Below are 22,602 nucleotides of genomic sequence, written 5' to 3'. Positions count from 1 at the left end.
CTCATCATGGGTGCTAGCGTGACATAAGACCAATCGCGATCTTTTATCCGCAGCATCATGAATCCTGATATCAGAAACCTCGACTTCAACCTGCTCAAAGCCCTCGATGCGCTGCTGGATGAACGTAGCGTAACCCGCGCTGCCGACCGGCTCGCCCTCACTCAGCCGGCCGTCAGCGGCATGCTCAACCGGCTGCGCGAGCGTTTCGACGACCCCCTGTTCGTCCGAGCGCAGCGTGGGATCGTCCCGACGCTGCGCGCCGAGCAGTTGGCGTTACCGGTCAAGCGGCTGCTGGCCGACATCGGGCAGATGCTCCAGCCACAGGAATTCGACCCGGCAACCGCCGAGCTGACGGTCAGGCTGGCCTCGACCGACTACGCCCTGCGTGCAGTGGTGGCCCCCTTGCTGACAGCCCTGCGCCAACAGGCCCCCAACCTGCGCCTGGCAGTGCAGCCCATCGATGAACAGGCGCTGCCCGGGCAACTGGAGCGCGGTGATATCGACCTCGCCCTGCTCACCCCGCCCACCCTCACACCTGGCCTGCTCAGCGCCGCGTTGTTCGATGAGCAGTATGTCTGCGCCCTGCGTGCGGACCACCCCGACGCCACAGGCACGACCCTGGCGCTGGAGCGCTTCTGTGCGTTGGACCATGCGCTGGTGTCGTCTTCCGGGGGCGCATTCGAGGGCGTCACCGACGCGGCGCTGGCGCACATTGGCCGCACGCGGCGGGTGAGCCTTTCGGTAACCAGCTTTCTGATCCTTCCGGAAGTGCTCCTGGCCAGCGACCTGATCGCCGTCGTGCCGCGCCGCCTGGTCGCCAGGCATGCCGGGCTGCACCTGATGCAGCCACCGGTGCCGATCCCGGGCTTCAGCAAGCTGCTGGCCTGGCACCCACGCAGCGACCGCGACCCTGGCCAACGCTGGCTACGCGCATTGTTGATGGAAACCTGCAGGACCTTGGGCTGATTACTCAGCCGGTTGATACACGCAGACCCGCCCGCGCTGGCGCTTGGCTTGGTACATGGCCTGGTCGGCTGCCCTGACCAGTGCATCCACCTCGCTGGCATGGGCAGGCGCGAGGGCAACGCCGATGCTTGGGGTGACGAAGTCGATGCTCAGCCCGCTGATACTGACCGGCTGGCACAGCACCTTGAGCAAGCGCTGGGCCAGCGCGTTGGCTGCCTGTAACTCGGTGCCCGGGAGGATCACGGTGAACTCGTCGCCCCCCAGGCGATAGGCGTTGCCCGGTTGACGCAGGGCATTGCACAGGCGCTCGGCCATGCACACCAGCAAGGCATCGCCGACATCGTGGCCGAAGCGGTCGTTGACCTGCTTGAAGTGGTCCAGATCGAGAAAGATCAGCGCCAGCGGCAAAGCACCGCCGTGCAGGTGCCGGGCGAGGTCCTCATGGAACGCCTTGCGATTGCCCAATCCGGTCAGCGCATCCTGATGGGCCAGGTCAAACAACTGGCGCTGATGCAGCACATGCTCGCTGACGTCATGCAGAATGCCGCGATAGCCGATCAGACGGCCCCCGGCGTTATGCCGCCTGGAGATCTGGGTCTCGAAGTGACCGATGCTGCCGTCGGCGCGCCGCAGCCGCGCCGACAACGGCGCGCCGGGCTCGGTTTCTGCGATCACCGGCTCTGTCGAGGTGGTGGGCGCTTGCTCTTCCTGCAGCGAGGCAAAGGTACGCCCGAGCAGCTGCCCCGCCGGGTAACCGAGCAGCCTGCAGAAGGCCGGGTTGACCGACTCGATCCTGGCCAGCTCGTCGAGTTCGAAGTAGCCGTCCTCCATGGCGTCGAGAATCGCCCGGTCGCGTGCTTCGCTCTGCTCCAGGCGGTCCAGCGCACGGTTCGCTTCACGCGCCAGCTTGCCCAGCTCATCGCGCCCGTCGTCGGTCAGGCGACGGCCTGCCGCCGCCGGGCCGATGGCCAGCAGCTCCTGGTGCAAGCGTGCAATGCGCCGCAGCAAGGTGACGTCCAGCGCGAGGTAGATCAGCAGCCAGGCCAGGCCGATGAGCCCTCCCGTCACGCCGAGGAACACATTGAGCTGCTGCTCGCCTTCCAGGTACAGGTGGCGCTCACGGGTGAGTTGCAGGCGCAACTGAGGCTCGCCCAGGCTGTCCTGGAACAGCAGGTCGATGCTCTGATGGCGGGCATCGACCACCTGGCGATTGCCGATGCTCATGAGCTCGGCCTGCAGCGCTGGCCGCGCCTGCTCGGTAGCCGAGGGCAGCCAGGTGAGCTCACCGCCCAGCTGCTGTTGCAGCATGGCGATGCGCTTGCTGTCGAGAAACGTCCCCGCCAGTAGCACACCGCTGGGGCGTTCGCCGCTGCGTGCGGTATCCACTGCCACCAGAATCAGCGGCACCCTGAGCACGGCCAGCAGTTGCGCAGGGGGCGCCACATCCTGAGGCTGCAGCAGGCGCGCCAGTTGTTCGGCGACGCCGTCATGCAGTGCCTGCAGGCTCAGTGCCGGCGCACCGGCCGGGCGCTCCAGCGTCGTCAGGTCCAGCGGCCGCCAGCTCACCCGCTGCTCACCCTTGGCGAAGTAGAGAATGAAGTCGAAGCCACTGCGGCCCAGCGTGGCAGCATCGAGCGGGAACGCCGACGGCACCGCGCCCGGCATCGCCTGCGTCCATTGCCGCAGGCGGTTGGCGTCACGCTCGAAGCTGTTACCCAGCAACGCACGCAGGCGCTCGGCTTCGGCGACCAACAGCCGCTCGTCCTGCTTGTCCAGCCGGGCCAGCAGCATGCCTTGGGCCGCAAAGTAGACGAGCGACAACACCAACAACAGCGGCGGCACGAACAGCCAGAGCAATCTTGTACGTAACTTCATGCGGGCTCCCCGTACCCTGGTTCACCCGCCTCATGTGGTTGGGCAAGGCCTGCCAGGCGCCGCCGTTGCCCGCACGGCCTCGGCCAGCTTGCGCAGGTTGGCCTGGTGAGCGTTGACCAGGTTGTTGATGCTGTTGTCGGCAGCCGTCTGGACCGAGGTGCGGCAGGTGATTTCGGCTTCGCCTGGCCGCTTCAGACGCCACAGCGTGTCGAGCGAGGCGTATTGGCCGGGCACGCTGTCGAAGCGCTGCACCTCGACCCGCAACACACTGCTGGAACCGGCCACCGGGCCGCCCAGCATGTCCTGCAGGGCGCTGCGGAACTCATCCACCAGGTTCGCGCCCCACCACTCCGTTTCCAGAATGGCCAGGCCACTGCTGCCCTGGCGCACCACCAGTTGCGGGCGGTCCACCTGCGGCGGCAGGCTGACCCGGCTCACCTGCACATGCTGGCTACCGCCTTGCACCGGCTGGGCCGGGACCAGGGTGTGGTAATTGTTCGGGGTGCTGCTGCAGCCGCTCAGCCAGATCAGCAGGCTGGCCCCACACAGGTTGCGCACTCGATGCATCAGCTGACACTCCTTTGGCCTTTCACTTTCAAGGTCTCAAGTCTTGCGCCCCGGCCGCCTTCGGCCGGCCTTGAATCAGCGACTCGGGGTGGCGCCCGAGGTAATCGGTCAGGTCGCGCAGCGAGCGCGACATGCGTTCCAGCTCGTCCAGCGTTTCGCCCAGCCGTTCGCGCTCCGGCGAATCGTCGGCAATGGTCGCGTTGGCCGTCTTCAAGGTCTTCTGCATGTCGTCGAGGGTGGCTTTCACCCCTGGCAGCGTCTGGCTGTTGAACGTCTTGAGGTTGGCGCGCAGGTCACGCAGGGTGCCATCGAGGTTGCTGGCAATGCTCTCCAGCGGCAACTTGCCGATGCGCTCGACAAAATGCTGCAACTGCTCCTGCAGCATCTCCAGGCTGCCGGGCAAGGTGGGAATCACGATGGGTTCGGCAGTCCTGTCGAACACCACCTTGGGCGCTTCCGGGTGGAAGTCCAGGGAAATGAACATCTGCCCGGTGATCAGGTTGCCGCTGCGCGCTTGCGCCCGCAGGCCATGCTCGACGAAGGTGCCGATCAACTCCCGTGCACCGTTCAGGTCACCCTCGGTATGCTTGAACACCGCCAGCATCTTCTGATGCACCGGGCCGAGGCGCTTGGGGTAGATCACCGCATCCACCACCACAGGGAAAATCTGCTTCACCGGGTCGTAATCGAGCTTGACCGAGGTGACCTTGCCGAACTCTACCCCCTTGAACTCCACCGGGGCGCCCACCGACAGGCCGCGCATGGACTGGTCGAAACGCAATTGCAGGTATTGCCCCTGGCCATTGGGTGGCGAAAGTGCGCTTTCCCGGTCGGCGAACAGCTGGAAGTGGGCCTGGTCCTCGGCGGCCTGGGCATCCGGGGCAAAGTCGGGCGAGCCGAACGCCAGCCCGCCGACCAGGATCGACGACAGCGACTCGGTATCGACCTTCAGGCCATTGGCGCCAATCTGCATGTCGACACCGCTGGCGTTCCAGAAGCGGGTATCGCTGGTGACAAAGGCGTCGTAGGGTGACTGCACGAAAATACCGATGTCCACGCCCTTGCCATCATTCTGCAAGGCATAGGACACCACCTCACCCACCGGTATCTTGCGGTAGTAGATGGAAGCACCGATATCCAGCGAGCCCAGGTCGTTGGCGCTCAGGACGAAACGCTTGCCCTTCTCGCCATAGGTGATCGCGGGTGGCAGCTCCAGGCCGGTAAAGTTCTTTTCCGAGGCTTTCGACTCACCGGCATCGGCACCGATGAAGCTGCCGGAGAGCAAGGTATCGACGCCCGACACCCCACCCGCACCGATCCGTGGGCGCACCACCCAGAAGCGCGCCCCCTCGGTGGCGAACGAGCGTGCATCGTTGGCCAGCTGCACCTTGACGATGACGCTGTCGTGGTCCTCGGCAAGGTCCACGGTGGTCACTTCGCCGATCACCACGCTGCGGTACTTGACCTGGGTCTTGTGCGCCACCAGCCCTTCGCCGGACCGAAAGGAAATCGAAATCACCGGCCCCTCCTGCATCCAGTTGCGCACCACCAGCGAAGCCCCCACCAGGATCGCCAGGATCGGCACGATCCACACCAGTGAAACATTCCAGCGCCGGGTGCGTACCTCTGCCTGCCCGGCTCCATTTCGCGCGTCACTCGCTTGCGCCATCGGTGCGGCCTCCCTCATTGCCAGGGTGATCCCAGATCAAGCGTGGGTCGAAGCTCATAGCCGAAAACATGGTCAGCACCACGACCATGCCGAAAAACAGGATGCCCGGGCGCGGTTCGATGGTGCCCAGGCCGCGCAGCTGTACCAGTGCGGCCACCAGTGCGACGACGATCACATCGAGCATCGACCAGTAACCGACCAGCTCGACGCCGCGATACAGTTGCGAGCGCTGCCGGCACGCCCAGCGCGACCGGCGCTGGGCGGTGAACAGCAGCAACCCCAGGGAAAAGAACTTGATCGCCGGCACGCCCATGCTGGCGATGAAGATGATCAGGGCGATGTCCCAGGCACCAGCCTCCCAGAATTCCACCACGCCACCACCGATGGTGCTGTCGCTGCCACTGCCGAGCATTTCGGTGTGCATCACCGGCAGCAGGTTGGCCGGTACGTAGAACACCAGCGCCGCCACCAGGAACGCCCAGCCACGGGCGATGGCGTTGGTCTTGCGCCGGTGCAGCGGCGCGCCGCAGCGTTCGCACTCATGCGCATGACCGCCCAGTTCGCAGGCATGCCCACAACCGTGGCACAGGCACAGGCCCAGCTCGTCGGCCAGCGCGGGCGTGCTCATACCTGCTCCCAGAGGTCGCGGATATCGCGCCCGGCAATATAGATGATCAACATGCTCAGCGCCGCCAGGGCGACCAGGCCGATGCCGGGGATCACTTCGAGCAGGCCCGCCAGCTTGATCACCGCCACCAATGCGCCCAGCAGGCCGACTTCCAGCATGCTCCAGGGCCGCAGGCCTTCCAGGCAGCGCATGCTCATGGCAAACCCAGGGGCACGGCGCCCGGCCAGGGCGAAGCTGAGTACCCAGCAGAGCAAGGCAATCTGCAGCACAGGGGCAAAGATGATGGCCAAGGCCATGACCAGGGCAATGAAGGTGATACTGCCGCTGCTCAGGATCAGCACCGAATCCCATAACGTCGCGGAGTTGCTCAACCCCTGCATGCCAATGGTCATGACCGGGTAGGCATTGGCAAAGACCAGCAATACCGCGCCGGTGACACTCAGTGCCAGGCGCTGCTGGACCGTCAGGCTCTTATGGCGATACAGCACCCCGCCACAACGGACGCACCGTGCCTGTTGATGTTTTTGCACTGGCCGACGCTGGTACACCGCGTCGCAGTACTCACAGATGATCAGTGCCTGGCTCTGGCTCATGGTCTCCCCCAAGGACCGCATCACTCCAAGCCACTACTCAATGCGCTCGGTGCATGAAGATTTGGCATCAGCGCCTGTCAGTAAAGCCGAGAAATCGCGGATGCGCTTGTCATCGTGGGGGGGGACAAGAAAGTTCCGAACCGGATGTCGGGAAGATTGGCAGGGTGCCGCTGCCCCTTGCGAACAGCGGCACGTTCAATACGCGGCGCTTACCTGCACATGCGCTTGATCGCGCGCTCGCCCGCGGCCTGGAACACCCGACGCAGCTCTTCGAGGTGCTCTTGCGAGAGTGCCTTGGCGCAGGTCAACCCCTGCAGAAAGCCAATCCCCCAGCTTTTGGTCTCTGCCAGCTCCTGACGGTCCAAGGCGTCGGCGATATCACCCAGGTGCAGGGCGGCGGGATGTTCGTAACGGTCTTCCAGTGCCAGTTTGCGCAGCTCCTCCAGAGCCACCTTGAACTCGGCAGCGGCAACATCGTCCAGGCCCAGGTGCTCGTACTGCAGCAGGCTCAGACGGTCGGTGGCGGTCATCTTCGAATCTCCGTTTCACAGTAAAAGGAGCAGGTACAAGAAATTCACCAGCCAGCCGCGACGCATCCGAGTGCCTGCGAAAGGTGGTGTCGATTACCGAGTTGTATACCACAACTGGGGGCGCTTCCCCTAGCGGCCTGCGCCATCCGGGTGCAACGCAGCGACGCCATCCGTCGCCGACCGGGCGCGGCAATTAAATTTAAATTGAATTTAAGTTAAAACAAGATCACGCTGCCTGCCATCACTCCGACTCAAGAGCAGCGCATCATGGCCACCACACCGCGCGAACCGCGCAAGGACGGCGAAGCCACCCGCACGCGAATCCTCCAGGCCGCGGGCGAGCTGTTTGCCGCCGTCGGTTATGCCGAAGCCAGCAACAAGGCCGTCGCGGCCAAGGCCGAGGTCGACCTGGCCTCGATCAATTACCACTTCGGCAGCCGCAATGGCCTGTACCTGGCCGTGCTCGACGAAGCACGGCGGCGCTTTCTGGACATCAGCGACCTGCAACGGATCACCCTCGGCGAGCAACCGGCGGCGGATAAGCTGCAGGCGTTGGTCGAACTGGTCGTGCGCAAGGCCACGCAGCGGCGCGACAACTGGCACCTGCGCGTGCTGGCTGCGGAAATCCTCGCGCCCAGCCCGCACGGCCAGGCCCACCTGCAGGCCGAAGCGCCGCTGAAGCTGTCGCTGCTCAGGGGCCTGTTCAGCGAGATCACCGCCATCCCGCGGGACGACCCAGCACTGACCCGCTGCATCCTCTGTGTCACCGCGCCCTGGGCGATGCTGTTGATCGGCCCTCGCGGGTCCATCGGGACCCTGCATGAAATCCTCGGCATGCCGGCCGAAGACGTGTCGGCCCAGCTGTTCAGCTTTGCCCTCGCCGGCCTGCAGGAAGCTGGCCGCCAGCACGCCCTGGGCAAGGGCCGCTGACCGCACATGGACGCTCAATCGCACTCACCGGCTCAAGGCAAACCCATGCAACCGACTTCCGCTGGCGCAACCGCTTCCGTACAGGCCGAACCGGGCACCCAGGCCTCCATCCCGCTGCTGCTCGGCGCCTTGATGCTGGTGATGTTCCTCGCGGCACTGGACCAGACCATCGTTTCCACCGCATTGCCGACCATCGTCAGCGACCTTGGCGGGCTGCGCTGGCTGTCCTGGGTGGTTACCGCCTACCTGCTGGCTTCTACCGTAGTGGTGCCGCTGTATGGCAAGTTCGGCGACCTCTACGGACGCAAGCGCGTGCTGCAGATCGCCATCGCCTTGTTCCTGCTCGGTTCGGCGCTGTGCGGGTTGGCCCAGGACATGACCCAGCTGATCCTGTTCCGCACGCTGCAAGGCCTGGGCGGCGGCGGCCTGATGGTGGTCGCCATGGCGGCCATCGGCGACGTCATCCCGCCCGCCGAACGCGGCCGCTACCAGGGCCTGTTCGGTGGCGTGTTTGGCCTGGCCACCGTGGTGGGCCCGTTGATTGGCGGGTTTCTGGTGGAACACCTGTCGTGGCACTGGATCTTCTTCATCAACCTGCCGCTGGGCTTGCTGGCCGTCGTGGTGATCGGCAGTGTGTTCCGCCCGCACGTGGCGCCGGTCAAGCATGTGGTCGACTACATCGGCGCGTGCTTCCTGACCATCACCCTGGGCGCGCTGGTGCTGATCACCAGCCTGGGCGGCAGCCTGCTGCCCTGGGCCTCGCTGGACATCCTGTGCCTGGCGCTGTTCGCCGTGATCGGCCTGGTCGGCTTCGTGTTCGAGCAGCGCCGCGCCGCCGAACCGATCATGCCGCTGCACCTGTTCCGTCACCGTACCTTCGTGCTCGCCGGGCTGATCGGGTTGATCGTCGGCGTGTCGCTGTTCGGCTCGGTGACGTTCCTGCCGCTGTACATGCAGGTGGTAAAGGACGCCTCGCCCACCAGTGCCGGCCTGCAGATGCTGCCGTTGATGGGGGGATTGCTGGTGATGTCGGCGATTACCGGGCGGCTGATCAGCCGCTGGGGGCGCTACCGGGTGTTCCCGATTGTCGGCACGCTGCTGCAGGTGGTCGCCCTGGGGCTGCTCAGCCGTCTGGAGCTGGATACGCCGATGTGGCAGATGAACCTGTACATGGGGCTGCTTGGCGCGGGCCTGGGCATGGTGATGCAGGTGCTGATCCTGGCCGTGCAGAACAGCGTCGAGCGCAGGCACATGGGCGTGGCGACGTCAGGGGCCACGCTGTTCCGTTCGATTGGTGGTTCGGTGGGGGTTTCGGTGTTCGGCGCGTTGTTTTCCCATGCGCTGCTCGATGGCCTGCCGAGTGATTTCGCGGCCGCCAGTGGCGGTGCTGCAAGCCTGTCGCCGACGGCGGTGCATGCCTTGGCGGCGCCGCAACAGCAGGCGTATCTGGAGGCGTTTTCCGGGGCCATGCATGGGGTGTTTCTGGTGGCGGCGGTGATTACCTGTGTGGCCTTTGCCTTGTCTTGGTTGTTGCGAGAAGTGCCGTTGCGCACCGCCCACTGAGCCTGTACCGGCCTTTTCGCGGGCAAGCCCGCTCCCACAGGTACTGCATAGGTCTCGGATACTGTGGTGATCCTGTGGGAGCGGCGGTTCGGCGCCCCGACTTGCCCGCGAAAGGGCCGGTACAGGTGAGCCTTACTTGATGAACCGCACCTGGCTGTTGATCTTTTCGATCACCGCGCCCTTGCGCTCGTTGAAGCGCGCCTTGTTCTGCTCGAACAGGTTGTTGCCCTTGGTGTCGATGGAGATGATCAACGGCCCGAACTCACGCACACGGTTGACCCACAGCGTCTCCGGCATGCCCAGGTCCTGCCATTCGGCACGCTCGATCTCCTCGACCTGAGTGGCCGCCAGTACCGCGCAGCCGCCTGGGAACACCGCGTGCACCGCCTTGTTCTCAAGGCAGCCGGTGGTGGTTTCAGGCCCCATGCCGCCCTTGCCGACGATCAGCTTCACACCGGTCTGCTCGATGAACTGCTTCTCGAACTTTTCCATGCGCATGCTGGTGGTCGGGCCGATGGAAACCATCTCGAAACTGCCATCTTCTTTCTTCTTGACGATGGGGCCGGCATGGAAGATCGCGCCACCGCGCAGGTCCACCGGCAGCTCGCGCCCCAGTTCGATCAGCCGACGGTGCGCCACGTCGCGGCAGGTCACCAGTTGGCCGGTGAGGTAGACGACATCGCCGACGTTGAGGCTGGCCAGGTCTTCGTCGCTGATGGGGGTGCTGATGATCTTTTTCACAGGGCTGTTCACAAGGTCACACCTTCGTGGGAGAGGATGTCATAGCTCAGGTCGGCATTGATGCGGATCTTGCCGCGGCGGTGCGCCCAGCAGCCGGTCGACACGGCGACACCGATGGTTGACGGGTGGCGCGCCGAGGACTCGATGTTCACGCCCATCACGCTGCTGTTGCCGGTCAGGCCCTGGGGACCGATGCCGATTTCATTGAGCCCCTCTTCCAGCAGCTTCTCCATCATCGCCGCGCTTTCGTTGGGGTGGCTGGAATCCACTTCGCGCAGGATGGCCTTTTTCGACAGGCGTGCCGCGGTCTCCACCGAGGTCGATACCCCTACCCCCACCAGCAACGGCGGGCAGGCGTTGACGCCACGCGAGGTGATGACGTCGAAGACGAACTCGGTCACCCCTTCGTAGCCCTGCCCAGGCATCAGCACCTTGGCCGAACCCGGCAAGGTGCAGCCACCACCGGCCATGTACACGTCGACGATGGCGTAGTCGGCATCGGGGATGATTTCCCAGTCCAGCCACGGGATCTTCGAGCCGGTGTTGGTGCCGGTGTTCTTCTCGATGAAGGTTTCCACCGCATTGTGGCGCAATGGCCCGTGGACGGTGGCTTCCTTGGTGGCGTTTTCGAGGATGCCTTCCATTTCGCCCAACAGCGGGAAGCGCGCACCGGCCGAGATGAAATACTGGATCACCCCGGTGTCCTGGCAGCTGGGGCGGTTCAGCTTGTCGGCATATTCCTGGTTGTCGGCCATCGAATCGTAGACGGCGATGGCCAGCGGGTTGGTTTCCGCTGCGCGCAGTTTGGCCGTCTTTGCCTTCACATCCTTGGGCAGGCGCTTGCCGATGTAGGCGGTGAACTTGGCCAACGTGTCGGTCAGCGATGAGACGGCAAGGTCTTTATCTAGCGTATTCACGGTTTTCTCCTCAGGGCATCACAAGGCTTTTTTTATCGATGCAGGTGGCCGGCTCGGCGGCCGGTGTTTCACTGGCAGGTGGTTCGGGCTGCGTCACTGGCTGGCCATCGAGCACCTGGTTCATCCGTGCGCTGTCCAGCGCGCCAACCCACTTGGCGATGGCCATGGTGCCGACGGCATTGCCGATGGTGTTGGTGATGGCCCGGGCTTCGGACATGAAGCGGTCGACGCCGAGCAGCAGGACCATGCCGGCCACCGGGATGTTGTCCATGGTCGCCAGGGTCGCGGCCAGGGTGATGAAGCCCGAGCCGGTCACGCCCGCCGAGCCCTTGGAGGTGAGCAGCAGCACGCCGAGCACGATCAGCTGGTCCATCAGGGTCAGAGGGGTATTGGTGGCCTGGGCGATGAAGATCGCCGCCATCGTGTAGTAGATGCACTGGCCATCGGGGTTGAAGGTCAGCCCCGACGGGATCACCAGGCCGACCACCGGCTTGGCCACGCCGACCTTCTCCAGCTTGTTCATCAATTGCGGCACCACCGACTCGGAGGAGCTGGTGCCGAGCACGGTGAACAGCTCTTCGCGCAGGTACTTGAGGAACTTCCACAGGCTGAAGCCCGAGATCCGCGCAATGCTGCCAAGGACCAGCACCACGAACAGGAAACAGGTCAGGTACATGGTCGCCATCAGCTTGCCCAGCGACACGATCGAACCCAGGCCGTACTTGCCGACGGTGAAGGCCATGGCGCCACAGGCTGCCAGCGGCGCGACACGCATGACCAGGCCAACGATGTAGAACATGCCGTGGGAAAACGCTTCGAGCACATCGACCATCGGCTTGCCGCGTTCGCCCAGGTTGGCCAGGGCAATGCCCAGCAAGGTCGAGAACAGCAGGATCTGCAGGATTTCATTCCTGACGAAGGCATCGGCCACGCTGCCGGGAATCACATGCAGGAGAAAATCGGTGAATCCACCCGAGCCGCTGGCCGCCGCAGCGGTGTAGGTGGAAATGGCCTGGGTATCGAGGGTGGCGGGGTCGACATTCATGCCCTGCCCTGGCTGCACCAGGTTGACCACCACCAGGCCGAGCACCAGGGCGAAGGTCGACAGCACCTCGAAGTAGATCAGCGCCCGGGCGCCGACCCGGCCCAGCTCCTTCATGTTTTCCATCTTGGCGATGCCCAGCACCACCGTGGCGAAGATGATCGGGGCGAAGACCATCTTGATCAGCTTGATGAAGGCATCACCGAGCGGTTTCAGGTCGGTGCCGACTGCAGGCCAGAACACCCCCAGCACTATGCCCAGGGACACGCCTATCAACACTTGTACGTAGAGCTTGCCTATCAATCGCTTGGCCATTGCCGTCTCCGAATTATTGTTGTGAGTCGGATGAATGTGGCGACCGGGCCGGCGGGTGCGTACAGGCAGAACGCGCTTGGGCCCAGCGTGCGTGTGGTTATCACGTGGGCTAAAGGTAAGGGGTTTTCCGGATTGCAGTAATACAATGAAATTCAAGTCATTGTTTACCTGTGGTTATTAATGGCAGCGCCCGAAGCGGACAAATTTCTTCACCGCAAACAAGCACTTGTCGCCCGGGTCTGCGATCATGGGCGGGCCTGCGTTGCAATGAGAGAACCCCATGCTCACGGTGCAAGACCTGATCGCCATCGACACCCTCAAGCTGCGCGCCGTTGCCGGTGTCGCGGGCACTGGCAGGGTCATAACCTGGGCCCATACCGTCGACCTCCCGGACCCCTGGCGCTGGGTGTCACCCGGCGACCTGGTGATGACCACCGGGGTCGGCCTGCCAGCGCAGGCCCAGGCTCAGGTCAGTTGGCTGGAACAACTGGTGCAGAGCAACGTCAGTGCCCTGGTGGTCGCTCCGCGCGACGACGCCCCGGGCCTGACCGGCGCGATGCTGGAGGCTGCCGACCGCTTGCTGTTCCCGGTATTGCAGGCAAGCTTCGAGCTGGCATTCGTCAAGCTCTCGCACCATGTGATCGAGAGCGTGCTGCAGGCCCAGCGCGAGCGCTTCAATGCCAGCGAACGGTTGTTCCAGACCTACGCCGAGGCCTTGCGCAAGGCACCGGACATGGCGGGCCGGCTGGCCATCCTGGCCAATGCCCTGGACCTCAGCCTGGCCATCGAAGATGCCGTCAGCGGTGCCACCATCGTCGCCACCCGCCAGGCCGAATGGCAGGCGGCCGAGCGCATTGCCATCGGCGGCCGGGCACGCGCCAATCTGCTCATGGCGCGCCGCGGCCCACCGGCACGCCCTTGCGGTTGACCCCGGCGATCCAGCGCGGCGCCTCATCGTTGCTGGCCAGCACATAGAGCAGCCGCGAAGAGGTATACAACCCGGCATTGAGCACCGACAGCACCGCCACCAGGATCACCACGGTGAGCATGTCGCCCGCGCCAGGGATACCGATATGTTCCAGGGTGGTGACGAAGGGCGACTTGCCGGGGGGATATCGCAAAAAAACACGCGCACCGCGCCTGGCCTGTACAAATGTATGAAATGCAGACACGGCCCTCGCAATGCAGCAGCCCCAGCTATTCTGTGAGATGCGATTCCCATCCAGTGGAGGTGTGCGATGCGTGCGTTCACGTGGAGTTACCTGCTGATGCTGCTGTGCGCGGCGTCAGCAGCCCAGGCCCAGTCGGTGGTACCGCTCAAGGGCCAGAGCAGCCAGCAGATGCAGCTGGACATCAACGACTGCAACACCGTGGCGACCAACGCCGCGAACAGTGCCAGCAGCAGTGCTTCTGGCAGCCATGTCGGCGGCAGGGTCAAGGGCGCGGCGGCCGGTGCCGCAGCGGGTGCGGTGGGCGCCCAGGTGCGTGGCAATCAGCACGACGAGGTGTATGACCGGGTCGGCGACAATGCCAAGGAGGAATACCGGCAGAACCGCGCCGGCCAGGGGGCTGCCGCCGGTGCTGCGGTAGGTGCCTCGCGGCAACGCCAGGAGCGCCGCGAAGACCGGCGCAACCAGGGCCAGGCGCAAAGCTCGGCACATGCCAGCGCCTACAGCGGGTGCCTGCAGGGGCGTGGTTATCAGGTCAACCCTTGAGTCCCCTGCCTGCACGGTAACAGCCGATCAACACCCTGTACGGGAGCGTACAGCCCAGCCGGTCAGCCACCAAACCTGTGGGAGCGGGCGTGCCCGCGAGTGCCCCAGTGGATTCGCCGCCGCATTCGCGGGCAAGCCCGCTCTCACAAGGTCTCCAGCAGCCGGCGCCTCGCAGGATTATCCTGATTACTATGTTTCAGACGACTTTAAGCTCTTGTTGCAGTATGAACGACTCCGCATCGCGATCCCCAAAGATTATGTAAGCCAAATGCTGAAATCCCCTTATACATGGCAGCACAGACAAGACACTATGTTCTGTTCCAGCACGGAATAGGCACGTATGCACCGGGAAAGCCTGCGATTCTACATACCAATGCTAAAGAGGAATACGTGGAACATCCTCAACTAGGCAGGGTTCCAGCGGGCCTCCAGTATATTGATTTCAACGACTGGGACGGCGCCGATAAGGATTACACCATGGAAGATTTGAAGACTACCGGCTAAGCGGTGCCTATGCCAGTCACACCCCGGTCATTGTTATATATCGAGGGTGTGACTGGCCCTTCGCCGTCAATGCTAGTAATTCAGCAAACGCGTAGCTTGGTAGGCAGCAACCAGACGGTCGCTATTGGTCAACAGCCTCGAGGGTGTTTCCACACTCACCGCAACATGGGTTGGCAATACACCCAGCAATGCCTCCAGCGGCAACGCCCCCTGCCCCGGCAACAACCGCCCTTCCCGGGCCTCCTGGATAATCAGGTCTTCAGGCGGCGGCGAGCGCGGTGCATCGCACAACTGCACGGCCCGCAGATACTGCGGATCCACCTGGGCTACCGCTTGCTCATCCCCACCCGAGCGATAAAGGTGCAGGGCATCCACCAGCACCCCGGCATTCCCTTGCCCGGCCCCGGTCACCACGGCCACGGCTTGCTGCAGGTTCGCCACCGCCCGCCAGCGCATGAACTCGAGGTCCACACGCAGACCGTAGCCGTTGGCCAGTTCGCACAATGACGCGTAGTTGTGAACGAGGCGCGCATGATCCAGGTCATCGCCTGAGACCGTGAGGCTGCTGGCACCAAGGTCCGCCCCTGCGGCAAGCAAGCCTTCATGGTCGCCGAGCCGAAACTGCGGGGTCAGCGAAACGAACTCGATATCACCGACCTGCACGCCCTCGCCTGCCAATACCGTTTTCAGCTCACGTGCCGCCGGGCTGCCGGACGCCACTGGGTAGGCCGTGGCCCCCGGCAGTACCGGGTGCAAGCGCAACCCCACAGCACTGAACCCGGCCCGCGCTGCCTCACGCACCAGGTCGACCGGTGCCAAGTCAAGCGCCGTCAGGTGGGCAACCGCCAGCGGCCTCAATAGGTCGCCCTCCCGCCACTGAGGTCGAACACGAAACCGGTGGTGAAGCTGCACTCCGGCCCGGCGATCCAGGTCACCATGTTGGCGATTTCTTCTACCTTGAGAAAGCGCCCCATGGGGATCTTGGCCTTGCTGGCGGCGATGTGTTCCGGGGTCATTTCGGCCATCAGTGGCGTCTCGACCATGGCCGGGGCGATGCAGTTGAGCAGCACGCCGTCCTGAGCCAGCTCCTTGGCCGCCGCCTTGGTGAAGGCGATGACACCGGCCTTGGCCGCCGAATAGGCCGAGATGTACTGCACGCCGTCCTTGCCGGCCATCGAGGCGACGTTGACGATACGCCCGTAACCGCGCTCACGCATGTGCGGGATGGCGGTGCGGCAGCAGTAGAAAACACCGTTGAGGTCGATGGCGATGACCTTGTCCCAGGCTTCGGGTGGGTATTCCCACGAGGCCACGACCGGCCCATTGATACCGGCGTTGTTGACCAGGATCTCGACCTGGCCGACCTGGGCCAGCGCTACAGCGAACGCGGCTTCCACCGACGCCAGCGAGGCCACGTCCACAGCCTGGCGCAGCACCGGCTCGAAGCCGTTTTCAACACTGTTCCAGCCATCGACCGCGAGGTCCCAGATCACCACCTGGGCGCCGGCCTGGTGCAGGCGCTGGGCGATCGCCAGGCCGATGCCGCGCATGCCGCCGGTGACGATTGCAGTTTGCCCGTGCAGGGATTGGCTCATTGTCTTGCTCCAGTTTCATCAGAAGGAATATCCGGCAGGCGACGCAGGTCGCGCACCATGAACAGGTAGCACAGCGCACCCAGCGCGGTGATCGACGAGACGAAGGCCAGGGCCCAGACGAACGAACCGGTGGCGGTTACGATCAGGCCGATGGTCAACGGGGTGACGATGCCCGCAGCGTTGGCGAACAGGTTGAACAGCCCGCCACTCAGGCCCAGCAGCCCTTTGGGTGCGATGTCGGAGACGATCATCCAGGCCAGGGCCGACATGCCTTGGGCGAAGTAGGCGACACACAGGATGGTGATCACCAGCGCATCGGACGCGACATAGTTGGCCAGCACGATGACCGAAGCCGTCAGCAACCCGGCAATCACCGGTAGCTTGCGCGCCAGGTTCAGCGAGTAGCCGCGGCGCAGCAGCGCATCGGAAATCCAGCCGCCGACCAGTGTGCCCAGCGACGCGGCAATGAACGGCAGCACCGCCACCCAACCCACCTTGAGCCAGGGCATGTGCCGCTCGGTGACCAGGTAGGTAGGGAACCAGGTAAGGAAAAACACGTTGGTCGAGTTGCAGGCGAACTGCCCCAGGCAGATGCCGAGCATGTTGCGGTGCTTGAGCAGCGCCGGGATCTGCGACCAGCGGAACTGCGTGGCCCTCTGCCCACCGTCCACCACGCCACCGCCGGCAGCAATGTAGTCGAGCTCTGCCTGGTTGGCTGAGGTCGACTGGTGCGGCTCGTGGTATTTGCGCCACCACACCAGGCCATAGAGGATGCCCAGCAGGCCCACCGCCATCAGCAGGAAGCGCCAGCCATAGGCATGCAGCACCCAGAACAGCAAGGGGGTCAGGAACGCAAGCCCCGTGTACTCGGCAAAGGTGTAGATGCCGGTCGCCCGCGCTCGCTCGCTCTGCGGGAACCAGGTGGCCACCACACGGCTGTTGGTGGGGAAGCATGGCGCCTCGGTCACGCCGACCAGAAAACGCATGCCCAGCAGCGACAGAAAGCCCTGGGCCAAGCCCTGCAGGCCGGTGAACAGCGACCACAGGGTCAGCGCCAACCAGTAGGTGAGCTTGGTGCCGAGGCGGTCGATGAGGATGCCGCCGGGGATCTGCGCGGCGGCGTAGGTCCAGGAAAACGCCGAGAAGATCACCCCCATCAGCGCCGCGTTCAGGCCCAGGTCGGCGCTGATGCTCGGGGCGGCGATACCCATCACGCTGCGGTCCAGGTAGTTGATCATGGTGCCACCGGAAATCAGCGCCAGGATCATGAAACGGGTACGGGTGCGTTGTTGTGCGCGCACGGGGTTGTCGAGGGTATCGAACACCCTGACGCCAATTGGCTGCTCAGTGCTCATGGCGATTGCTCTCTTGTTATTGGAATGGCAAGTGCTGGGAATCAGGCGAAACCGAACAGCCGTCGCGGGGTGTCCCACATGACTTTGCGGCGCAGGCGGGCGTCGGGCATCAGGCGTTCGGCCAGTTTCAGCAGCGGGCCGTAGTCGACCCGTGAATGCTGGCGGATGAACGGCCAGTCCGAGCCCCACACGCAGGCCTCCGGGCCGAACGCTTCGAGCAGCACGCGTACGTAGTCGTGGCTCTGCTCGTACAGGCCATCGGCCTCGGCGAACTTCTGCATGCCCGACAGCTTCACGCAGGCCCGCCCGCTGCGGGCCAGCTGCAACAGGGCCTGAAAGCCGGTCTGCTGCAGGCCCCCGGCGGCATCCGGGCGGCCACAGTGGTCGATCAGCAGGCGCGCCGGGCTGTGCTCGATCAGCCACTGCAGGTCCAGCAACTGGTCCTCGCAGACCTGCACCTGGGCGAACATGCCCAACTCGGCGAGCTTGCCGAACAGCGGCGCGGCATCACGCATGCTCGGCACGCCGTACAGCGCAGGGTTGAAGGCCACACCGACCACGCCTTGCTCGCGCAGCGCGGCCAAGGCGTCCAGGCCAATCTGTCGTTCGACCACCGCTATACCCTTGAAACGCCCCTGGCCGGCAGCCAGTGCGTGCAGCAGCAGGGCATTGTCGGTGTGGTAGCCACTGTTCGGCCCCACCAGCAAGGCGTGGCGCACGCCATAGGCGTCCATCACCTGGTTGAACTGGGCCAGGGTGGCGACCTCCTGGCCGGACGGCGCATAAGGGGCGTCGGGGTGGTAGGCGAAGCGTGCGGGGTCAAACAAATGGTTATGGCAGTCGATCTTGGGTTCGTCGTAGATGTTCACGCGTGGTTCCTTCAAGCGCCCTGCGCTTGCCTGCAGATCTTGTTATTGTTCGCCGCCAGGGCGATTTGCCTGGGCTCACGATACTGCGGGCGGCTGCACAGCGCTCATACACAGATGGCGAAGACCATAACCGAAGGTAATACTCATGCTTCCTGATCAGGAAAGTGCAGACGGCAGTGCCATGGTGTTCAAGCTGCGGCACATGGAGGTGTTCCGGGCCGTCATGCTCACCGGCTCGATCAGTGCCGCCGCGAAGCTGCTGTATGTCTCGCAGCCGGCAGTGAGCAAGCTGATCGGCTACATCGAAGGGCGCCTGGCCTACCGCTTGTTCGAGCGCATCAACAACCGCCTGGTAGCCACGGCCGAAGCGCAAATCCTCTACCGCGAGGTCGAACGGGTGTACCAGGCGGCGCTGCAGGTCAACGAGTGCGCGCGGGCACTGGCGGCGGGCGGCCAGCGCAAGCTGCGCATTTCCTGCAGCGCCTCGCTGTCGACGGTGGTGATCCCGGCGGCGTTGGCCCAGCTCAAGCGTGAAGCGCCGTCACTGCAGATCGAATGGCAGACCTCGCTGATGCACGAGATGCCCAACCAGATCCTGTCGAAGAAGGTCGACCTGTCGATTGCCGCACTGCCGGTGGTGCACGACCACCTGCATTCGCAGGCCTTCATGCGCGGGCGCATGGTGGTAGTGATGCCGGCCGGGCATGCCTTGGCTCCGCAGCCTTCGTTGACCCTGCAACAGCTGCAGGGCCATGCACTGCTGCTGTTCCGCCCGGACATGCCGTTCGGCCAGCTGTTGGCCGGGCATATCCAGCGGCGTGGCTTGCAACTGGATTCGCTGCTGTCGTTCACCAATGCCAACGAGGCGGTGGCACTGGTCAAGCAGGGGATGGGCATCAGCGTGATCGACGAGTTCGTCGCGCAGGACAGCGGCCTGCATGTGGTGCCCCTGGCCGATGAAATCCATTTCGACATCAGCTTCGTCTACTCGCGCTTCGAGCCGCCGTCGCAGTCGGCGCTGCATTTGATGCGCGTGCTGCATGGCCAGGCACTGAAGCTTGGGCGGGGAATTGACGGCTTCACGCTGCCCCTGCCGTGAGCCTTCGATTGGATCCAGGCCCGAAAAAACGTTACCCTTGCCCGCCACGCAAGCCTTCAGGTTGGCGTGCCTCAACCCTCCATGGAGTTTCATCGACATGAACGTCTCGTTCCGCCCCCAATGGCTGCTTGCCCTCGCCCTGCCTCTGGCCCTCGCCGCCTGTGGCGACAATGAACCCAAACAGCGCGCTGCCTTCAGCGAATTCCTGCAAACCCGTATCGTCGACAAGCCAGGCGTTCACGTGCCCAAGCTGAGCGCCGACGAATCCAAGGCGTTTGGCCCCTACAACGACCATTACGCAGTGATCACCAACTTCAACGGCGCCATGGATACCGCCGTGAAACCACTGGGCAGCCTGCTGCAGAAAGGCGCGGTGCGTTCACTGAACGATATCACCAGCCGCCGTGAGGATATCAAGGCGGTACAGACCGGCCTGAACGATATGGGTAGCCAGCTGCAGGAGCAGAAGGCCAAGGCCGATAGCGCGCATGCCCAGCTCAAGCAGCCGGAAGACCTCAAGGTGGTCTACGACAAAGCCTACGAGCGCACGGTCAGCGTCCCTGCCGAGACCTTCCTGCAGGTGCTGCCGCAGATCAACGGCACCCTCGACAGCAGCCTGAAAGTGGCCGACTACGTGGACGCTCACAAGGCACAGATCGAGATCAACGGGCCGATCGTCAAGGTCAACGACCCTGCGGTTCAGGCTGAGCTGAATACCCTGCTGCAGGACCTGACGACCCAGGCGAAAACCGTGCAACAGGCTCAGGCACAGTTGCAGACCGTGATGCTCGGCCGCTGACCCCCGATTGCCACAGGCTATCAACCCAGGCGCGGCAACCTGATCGCCACGCTCAAGCCCCCCGCCTCGCCCGCCTTCGCGCTGATACTGCCCTGGTGCAGCCCGATGGCGCGGCGGGCGATGGCCAGGCCCAGGCCGAAACCATCGGCGCCACTGTGCCCGCCCCGATCGAACGGCTCGAAGATGCTTTGCAGGCGAGCCGGTTCCACGCCAGGCCCCTGGTCGACGATATGCACCTGCAACTGTTCCCCGCCGCCCACCAGCACCGCCTCGACACGCACCTCACTGCCCGGCGCGGTATAGCGCACCGCGTTGCGGATCACGTTTTCGAAGGCGCGGTACAGCAACTCCTCATGGCCACGGGTGACAAAGGTGCCGGCGCCCAGCAAGCTGACCTGCGCCTGCTTCATGCCCGCTTCGAAACGGGCATCCTCGACGATCTGCGCCAGCACCTCGACGGCGTCCAGCTCCCCCTGCTCGCCCTGGCCTTGCTGTGACTGCACCCGAGCCAAGGTCAGCAATTGCTCGATCAGGTCATCCATGCGTCGCGACTCGCGTTCGATGCGCCCGAGCATTTCCTCCCGATCGGGCTGCTGACGCAGCAACCCGATGGCCACATGCAGGCGGGTCAGCGGCGAGCGCAGCTCGTGGGAGATGTCGTGCAGCAGTTGCTGCTGTGCCTCGACCAGCGCCTTGAGCTGCCCGGCCATGCGGTCGCAGTCTTCGGCCAGTTCGACGATTTCATCGCGCCGCCGCCCCAGCCGTGGGCGCACGCGCACGTCGAAGCGGCCCTGGGCAACCTGGCCCATGGCCTCGCGCAGCCAGGTCAGCGGCCGGGTCAGGTACAGGCTGCAGAGCAAGGCGAATAGCGCACTCATCAATGTACCGGTGAGCAACGGGCCCATGCTCCGTGGGCGCGGCGCCTCATCCAGGCGGGTAGCCACCGAAGCCCGCAGCACCAGGGCCTGGCCGCCCTCGTCGAGCAGCGCCCGCTCGAAGCGTGGCGTGTCCACTGTGCGCCCGGCCAGCAAATGGCCGGTGCCGTCATACAGGCCGACTTGCACATCCGGCGGCTGCGGCGACACCTGCAGGTACTGGCGGCCGGCCTGTTCGCCATAGCGGTGCAGCAGGTTCAGTTCAGTGGCCAGCATCGACCGCAACCCGGGGGTGTCACCGCGCAGCTCGTCGAGCATGAAGGCCCCGGCACCGACCAGAAAGGTCAGGCTGTTGGCCAGCCAGAACGCCAGGAACAGCTTCCAGAACAGGCGCCGGCGCATCATTCGACAATCAGCATGTAACCCATGCCCCGCACGCTCTGGATCCAGCTGCTGCCATCGTCGCGCGGGCCGAGCTTCTGACGGATGCTGCTGATGTGCACATCGATGCGCCGGTCGTAACGGGTCAGTGGCCGGCCCAGGGCGTTCAACGACAGGTCCTGCTTGCTCACCAGCTGGCCAGCCTGGCGGGCCAGGGCTTCGAGCAGGCTGAACTCGGTACCGGTCAGGTCCAGCGGTATCGGCCCCCACTGCGCCTTGCGCCGCCCGGGCCACAGGGTCAGCGCACCACGGCCGATGGACTCGGCGCCCTGGCTTTCGGCCAGCATCTGCGGATGCACCCGGCGCAGGATCGCCCGCAGGCGCGCCACCAGCTCACCCGGCGAGCTGGGCTTGGGCACATAGTCGTCGGCGCCCAGTTCCAGGCCAGCGATGCGGTCGATGTTGTCGCCCCGTGCGGTCAACAGCAGCACCGGCACCTGGCTGCGCGCACGAATGCGCCGCAGCACTTCGATGCCCGAGATGCCCGGCAGCATCACGTCCAGCACCACCAGGCGGTAAAGCCCGCTCAAGGCGCGGGTCTCGCCCTCCTCGCCGGTGGCTACGGCGGTGGCCTGGAAACCCTCGCGGGCCAGGTACAGGGCGAGCATTTCGGTCAGTTCGCGGTCGTCGTCGACCAGCAGTACGGGGATCATGATGGGTAAGGTGCCAGGTTCTGCAAAAGCACCATGATCGCCCCGTCGTCGCGCAGCGTGGGCCAACTTTACACATCTTTACCCTCGGTTAACCGCGCCGAACACAGCCCGCCCGTATGCTCATCGCCCGCTTCCCGGCAGCCCCGCGCTGCTCTTCTACGCCCGCCTGGAACCCTCGATGAACTACCCGCGACTGTTGCTCTCCATCCTGCTGCTCAATGCCTCCATGGCCCAGGCCGCGTCGTTCAGGATCGCCGACATCCGCGTCAACGGCCTGCAGCGGGTATCCGCTGGCAGCGTGTTCGGCGCCTTGCCGCTCAACGTCGGCGACCAGGCCGACGATCGCCGCCTGGTGGACTCC

Annotated in this window: 23 protein-coding genes and 1 pseudogene; 8 read left to right on the top strand and 16 right to left on the bottom strand. The window is 64.6% G+C overall.

From position 1 onward, the window contains the following. Nucleotides 1–57: 57 nt before the first annotated feature. A complete protein-coding gene (locus CAF78_RS24005) occupies nucleotides 58–966 on the top strand; it encodes a LysR family transcriptional regulator (protein ID WP_085678758.1) in 909 nt (302 codons plus the stop codon). Here the strand turns inward: CAF78_RS24005 and CAF78_RS24000 are convergent, their stop codons facing one another. From CAF78_RS24000 to CAF78_RS23975, 6 genes are all read right to left on the bottom strand, one after another. After that, complete coding sequence (locus tag CAF78_RS24000) at nucleotides 967–2,841, bottom strand: diguanylate cyclase domain-containing protein (protein WP_085678755.1); 1,875 nt, start codon at nucleotides 2,839–2,841, stop codon at nucleotides 967–969. Between the two features lie 30 nt (nucleotides 2,842–2,871). Further along, nucleotides 2,872–3,408 carry a membrane integrity-associated transporter subunit PqiC gene (locus CAF78_RS23995; RefSeq protein ID WP_085678752.1) on the bottom strand — a complete coding sequence of 179 codons (537 nt, stop codon included), beginning with the start codon at nucleotides 3,406–3,408 and terminating at the stop codon, nucleotides 2,872–2,874. A gap of 28 nt (nucleotides 3,409–3,436) precedes the next feature. Next, entirely contained in the window at nucleotides 3,437–5,077 is a 1,641-nt protein-coding gene (locus CAF78_RS23990; RefSeq protein ID WP_085678749.1) for an intermembrane transport protein PqiB, read from the bottom strand. Continuing rightward, nucleotides 5,061–5,705: a paraquat-inducible protein A gene (locus tag CAF78_RS23985; RefSeq protein ID WP_085678746.1), complete on the bottom strand. Its 645-nt coding sequence runs from the start codon at nucleotides 5,703–5,705 to the stop codon at nucleotides 5,061–5,063. Before CAF78_RS23985 ends, CAF78_RS23990 begins: the two co-directional genes overlap by 17 nt. Further along, entirely contained in the window at nucleotides 5,702–6,298 is a 597-nt protein-coding gene (locus tag CAF78_RS23980) for a paraquat-inducible protein A (RefSeq protein WP_085678743.1), read from the bottom strand. The genes CAF78_RS23985 and CAF78_RS23980 overlap by 4 nt, the downstream gene beginning before the upstream one ends. 209 nt (nucleotides 6,299–6,507) lie before the next feature. Continuing rightward, nucleotides 6,508–6,828 (bottom strand): hypothetical protein, encoded by a 321-nt coding sequence (locus CAF78_RS23975; protein ID WP_085678740.1) that lies wholly within the window; start codon nucleotides 6,826–6,828, stop codon nucleotides 6,508–6,510. Nucleotides 6,829–7,095: 267 nt separating this feature from the next. On the opposite strand from CAF78_RS23975, the gene CAF78_RS23970 reads away from it, so the two are divergent. Then, complete coding sequence (locus tag CAF78_RS23970) at nucleotides 7,096–7,758, top strand: TetR/AcrR family transcriptional regulator (RefSeq protein ID WP_085678737.1); 663 nt, start codon at nucleotides 7,096–7,098, stop codon at nucleotides 7,756–7,758. A gap of 45 nt (nucleotides 7,759–7,803) precedes the next feature. Continuing rightward, nucleotides 7,804–9,321: an MDR family MFS transporter gene (locus CAF78_RS23965; RefSeq protein WP_085678734.1), complete on the top strand. Its 1,518-nt coding sequence runs from the start codon at nucleotides 7,804–7,806 to the stop codon at nucleotides 9,319–9,321. 132 nt (nucleotides 9,322–9,453) lie between these two features. Here the strand turns inward: CAF78_RS23965 and ttdB are convergent, their stop codons facing one another. Genes ttdB through CAF78_RS23950 form a run of 3 tightly spaced genes read right to left on the bottom strand, consistent with a single transcriptional unit; the run spans nucleotide 9,454 to nucleotide 12,336 of the window. Further along, nucleotides 9,454–10,062, bottom strand: a complete 609-nt coding sequence (gene ttdB, locus CAF78_RS23960) for a L(+)-tartrate dehydratase subunit beta (protein ID WP_085678993.1) — start codon at nucleotides 10,060–10,062, stop codon at nucleotides 9,454–9,456. An 8-nt stretch (nucleotides 10,063–10,070) separates the two neighbouring features. Beyond that, entirely contained in the window at nucleotides 10,071–10,979 is a 909-nt protein-coding gene (ttdA, locus tag CAF78_RS23955) for a L(+)-tartrate dehydratase subunit alpha (protein WP_085678731.1), read from the bottom strand. A 10-nt stretch (nucleotides 10,980–10,989) separates the two neighbouring features. Then, nucleotides 10,990–12,336, bottom strand: a complete 1,347-nt coding sequence (locus CAF78_RS23950; protein WP_085678728.1) for a dicarboxylate/amino acid:cation symporter — start codon at nucleotides 12,334–12,336, stop codon at nucleotides 10,990–10,992. Nucleotides 12,337–12,616: 280 nt separating this feature from the next. Here CAF78_RS23950 and CAF78_RS23945 point away from each other — a divergent pair, with 280 nt between their 5' ends. Continuing rightward, complete coding sequence (locus CAF78_RS23945) at nucleotides 12,617–13,264, top strand: PucR family transcriptional regulator ligand-binding domain-containing protein (protein ID WP_256573973.1); 648 nt, start codon at nucleotides 12,617–12,619, stop codon at nucleotides 13,262–13,264. Here the strand turns inward: CAF78_RS23945 and CAF78_RS23940 are convergent. Then, the gene (locus CAF78_RS23940) at nucleotides 13,224–13,457 is read right to left on the bottom strand and encodes a hypothetical protein (RefSeq protein WP_256573972.1); all 234 of its coding nucleotides are present in this window, start codon (nucleotides 13,455–13,457) and stop codon (nucleotides 13,224–13,226) included. The genes CAF78_RS23945 and CAF78_RS23940 overlap by 41 nt on opposite strands. A 117-nt stretch (nucleotides 13,458–13,574) precedes the next feature. Here CAF78_RS23940 and CAF78_RS23935 point away from each other — a divergent pair, with 117 nt between their 5' ends. Beyond that, nucleotides 13,575–14,051 (top strand): YMGG-like glycine zipper-containing protein, encoded by a 477-nt coding sequence (locus CAF78_RS23935; RefSeq protein WP_085678725.1) that lies wholly within the window; start codon nucleotides 13,575–13,577, stop codon nucleotides 14,049–14,051. A 576-nt stretch (nucleotides 14,052–14,627) separates the two neighbouring features. Here the strand turns inward: CAF78_RS23935 and CAF78_RS23930 are convergent. From CAF78_RS23930 to CAF78_RS23915, 4 genes are read right to left on the bottom strand one after another with little or no spacing between them, the layout of a single operon-like run. After that, nucleotides 14,628–15,413 carry a sugar phosphate isomerase/epimerase gene (locus CAF78_RS23930; RefSeq protein ID WP_143515106.1) on the bottom strand — a complete coding sequence of 262 codons (786 nt, stop codon included), beginning with the start codon at nucleotides 15,411–15,413 and terminating at the stop codon, nucleotides 14,628–14,630. Beyond that, the gene (locus CAF78_RS23925; protein ID WP_085678720.1) at nucleotides 15,410–16,150 is read right to left on the bottom strand and encodes an SDR family NAD(P)-dependent oxidoreductase; all 741 of its coding nucleotides are present in this window, start codon (nucleotides 16,148–16,150) and stop codon (nucleotides 15,410–15,412) included. The genes CAF78_RS23930 and CAF78_RS23925 overlap by 4 nt, the downstream gene beginning before the upstream one ends. Further along, the gene (locus tag CAF78_RS23920) at nucleotides 16,147–17,505 is read right to left on the bottom strand and encodes an MFS transporter (RefSeq protein ID WP_085678717.1); all 1,359 of its coding nucleotides are present in this window, start codon (nucleotides 17,503–17,505) and stop codon (nucleotides 16,147–16,149) included. The genes CAF78_RS23925 and CAF78_RS23920 overlap by 4 nt, the downstream gene beginning before the upstream one ends. Nucleotides 17,506–17,546: 41 nt before the next feature. Further along, nucleotides 17,547–18,374: an amidohydrolase gene (locus tag CAF78_RS23915; protein ID WP_085678714.1), complete on the bottom strand. Its 828-nt coding sequence runs from the start codon at nucleotides 18,372–18,374 to the stop codon at nucleotides 17,547–17,549. 145 nt (nucleotides 18,375–18,519) lie between these two features. Here CAF78_RS23915 and CAF78_RS23910 point away from each other — a divergent pair, with 145 nt between their 5' ends. Both CAF78_RS23910 and CAF78_RS23905 read left to right on the top strand, forming a co-directional pair. Continuing rightward, nucleotides 18,520–19,473: a LysR family transcriptional regulator gene (locus CAF78_RS23910; RefSeq protein WP_085678711.1), complete on the top strand. Its 954-nt coding sequence runs from the start codon at nucleotides 18,520–18,522 to the stop codon at nucleotides 19,471–19,473. A 97-nt stretch (nucleotides 19,474–19,570) separates the two neighbouring features. Beyond that, nucleotides 19,571–20,272, top strand: a complete 702-nt coding sequence (locus CAF78_RS23905; RefSeq protein ID WP_085678708.1) for a DUF3053 domain-containing protein — start codon at nucleotides 19,571–19,573, stop codon at nucleotides 20,270–20,272. 20 nt (nucleotides 20,273–20,292) lie between these two features. Here CAF78_RS23905 and CAF78_RS23900 read toward each other — a convergent pair whose 3' ends face one another. Continuing rightward, the gene (locus tag CAF78_RS23900; protein ID WP_085678705.1) at nucleotides 20,293–21,552 is read right to left on the bottom strand and encodes an ATP-binding protein; all 1,260 of its coding nucleotides are present in this window, start codon (nucleotides 21,550–21,552) and stop codon (nucleotides 20,293–20,295) included. After that, a complete protein-coding gene (locus CAF78_RS23895) occupies nucleotides 21,549–22,241 on the bottom strand; it encodes a response regulator transcription factor (protein WP_085678702.1) in 693 nt (230 codons plus the stop codon). Before CAF78_RS23895 ends, CAF78_RS23900 begins: the two co-directional genes overlap by 4 nt. 178 nt (nucleotides 22,242–22,419) lie before the next feature. Here CAF78_RS23895 and CAF78_RS23890 point away from each other — a divergent pair. After that, a pseudogene (locus tag CAF78_RS23890) lies at nucleotides 22,420–22,602 on the top strand (outer membrane assembly protein); the annotation flags it as partial.

It is taken from the genome of Pseudomonas sp. R28(2017) (assembly GCF_002112505.1).
Classification (GTDB): Bacteria; Pseudomonadota; Gammaproteobacteria; order Pseudomonadales; family Pseudomonadaceae; genus Aquipseudomonas.
The sequence above is the reverse complement of the archived record's forward strand: the minus strand, read 5'-3'. Positions and strand labels throughout refer to the sequence as shown.

What these genes read in the sequence shown, in the direction of transcription:
- CAF78_RS23895 (WP_085678702.1), bottom strand. Translation starts at nt 22,241, where the DNA reads ATGATCCCCGTACTGCTGGTCGACGACGACCGCGAACTGACCGAAATG.
- CAF78_RS23900 (WP_085678705.1), bottom strand. Translation starts at nt 21,552, where the DNA reads ATGATGCGCCGGCGCCTGTTCTGGAAGCTGTTCCTGGCGTTCTGGCTG.
- CAF78_RS24000 (WP_085678755.1), bottom strand. Translation starts at nt 2,841, where the DNA reads ATGAAGTTACGTACAAGATTGCTCTGGCTGTTCGTGCCGCCGCTGTTG.
- CAF78_RS23985 (WP_085678746.1), bottom strand. Translation starts at nt 5,705, where the DNA reads ATGAGCACGCCCGCGCTGGCCGACGAGCTGGGCCTGTGCCTGTGCCAC.
- CAF78_RS23920 (WP_085678717.1), bottom strand. Translation starts at nt 17,505, where the DNA reads ATGAGCACTGAGCAGCCAATTGGCGTCAGGGTGTTCGATACCCTCGAC.
- CAF78_RS23970 (WP_085678737.1), top strand. Translation starts at nt 7,096, where the DNA reads ATGGCCACCACACCGCGCGAACCGCGCAAGGACGGCGAAGCCACCCGC.
- CAF78_RS23925 (WP_085678720.1), bottom strand. Translation starts at nt 16,150, where the DNA reads ATGAGCCAATCCCTGCACGGGCAAACTGCAATCGTCACCGGCGGCATG.
- CAF78_RS23945 (WP_256573973.1), top strand. Translation starts at nt 12,617, where the DNA reads ATGCTCACGGTGCAAGACCTGATCGCCATCGACACCCTCAAGCTGCGC.
- CAF78_RS23910 (WP_085678711.1), top strand. Translation starts at nt 18,520, where the DNA reads ATGCTTCCTGATCAGGAAAGTGCAGACGGCAGTGCCATGGTGTTCAAG.
- CAF78_RS24005 (WP_085678758.1), top strand. Translation starts at nt 58, where the DNA reads ATGAATCCTGATATCAGAAACCTCGACTTCAACCTGCTCAAAGCCCTC.
- CAF78_RS23995 (WP_085678752.1), bottom strand. Translation starts at nt 3,408, where the DNA reads ATGCATCGAGTGCGCAACCTGTGTGGGGCCAGCCTGCTGATCTGGCTG.
- CAF78_RS23950 (WP_085678728.1), bottom strand. Translation starts at nt 12,336, where the DNA reads ATGGCCAAGCGATTGATAGGCAAGCTCTACGTACAAGTGTTGATAGGC.
- CAF78_RS23905 (WP_085678708.1), top strand. Translation starts at nt 19,571, where the DNA reads ATGAACGTCTCGTTCCGCCCCCAATGGCTGCTTGCCCTCGCCCTGCCT.
- CAF78_RS23980 (WP_085678743.1), bottom strand. Translation starts at nt 6,298, where the DNA reads ATGAGCCAGAGCCAGGCACTGATCATCTGTGAGTACTGCGACGCGGTG.
- CAF78_RS23965 (WP_085678734.1), top strand. Translation starts at nt 7,804, where the DNA reads ATGCAACCGACTTCCGCTGGCGCAACCGCTTCCGTACAGGCCGAACCG.
- CAF78_RS23935 (WP_085678725.1), top strand. Translation starts at nt 13,575, where the DNA reads ATGCGTGCGTTCACGTGGAGTTACCTGCTGATGCTGCTGTGCGCGGCG.
- CAF78_RS23990 (WP_085678749.1), bottom strand. Translation starts at nt 5,077, where the DNA reads ATGGCGCAAGCGAGTGACGCGCGAAATGGAGCCGGGCAGGCAGAGGTA.
- CAF78_RS23975 (WP_085678740.1), bottom strand. Translation starts at nt 6,828, where the DNA reads ATGACCGCCACCGACCGTCTGAGCCTGCTGCAGTACGAGCACCTGGGC.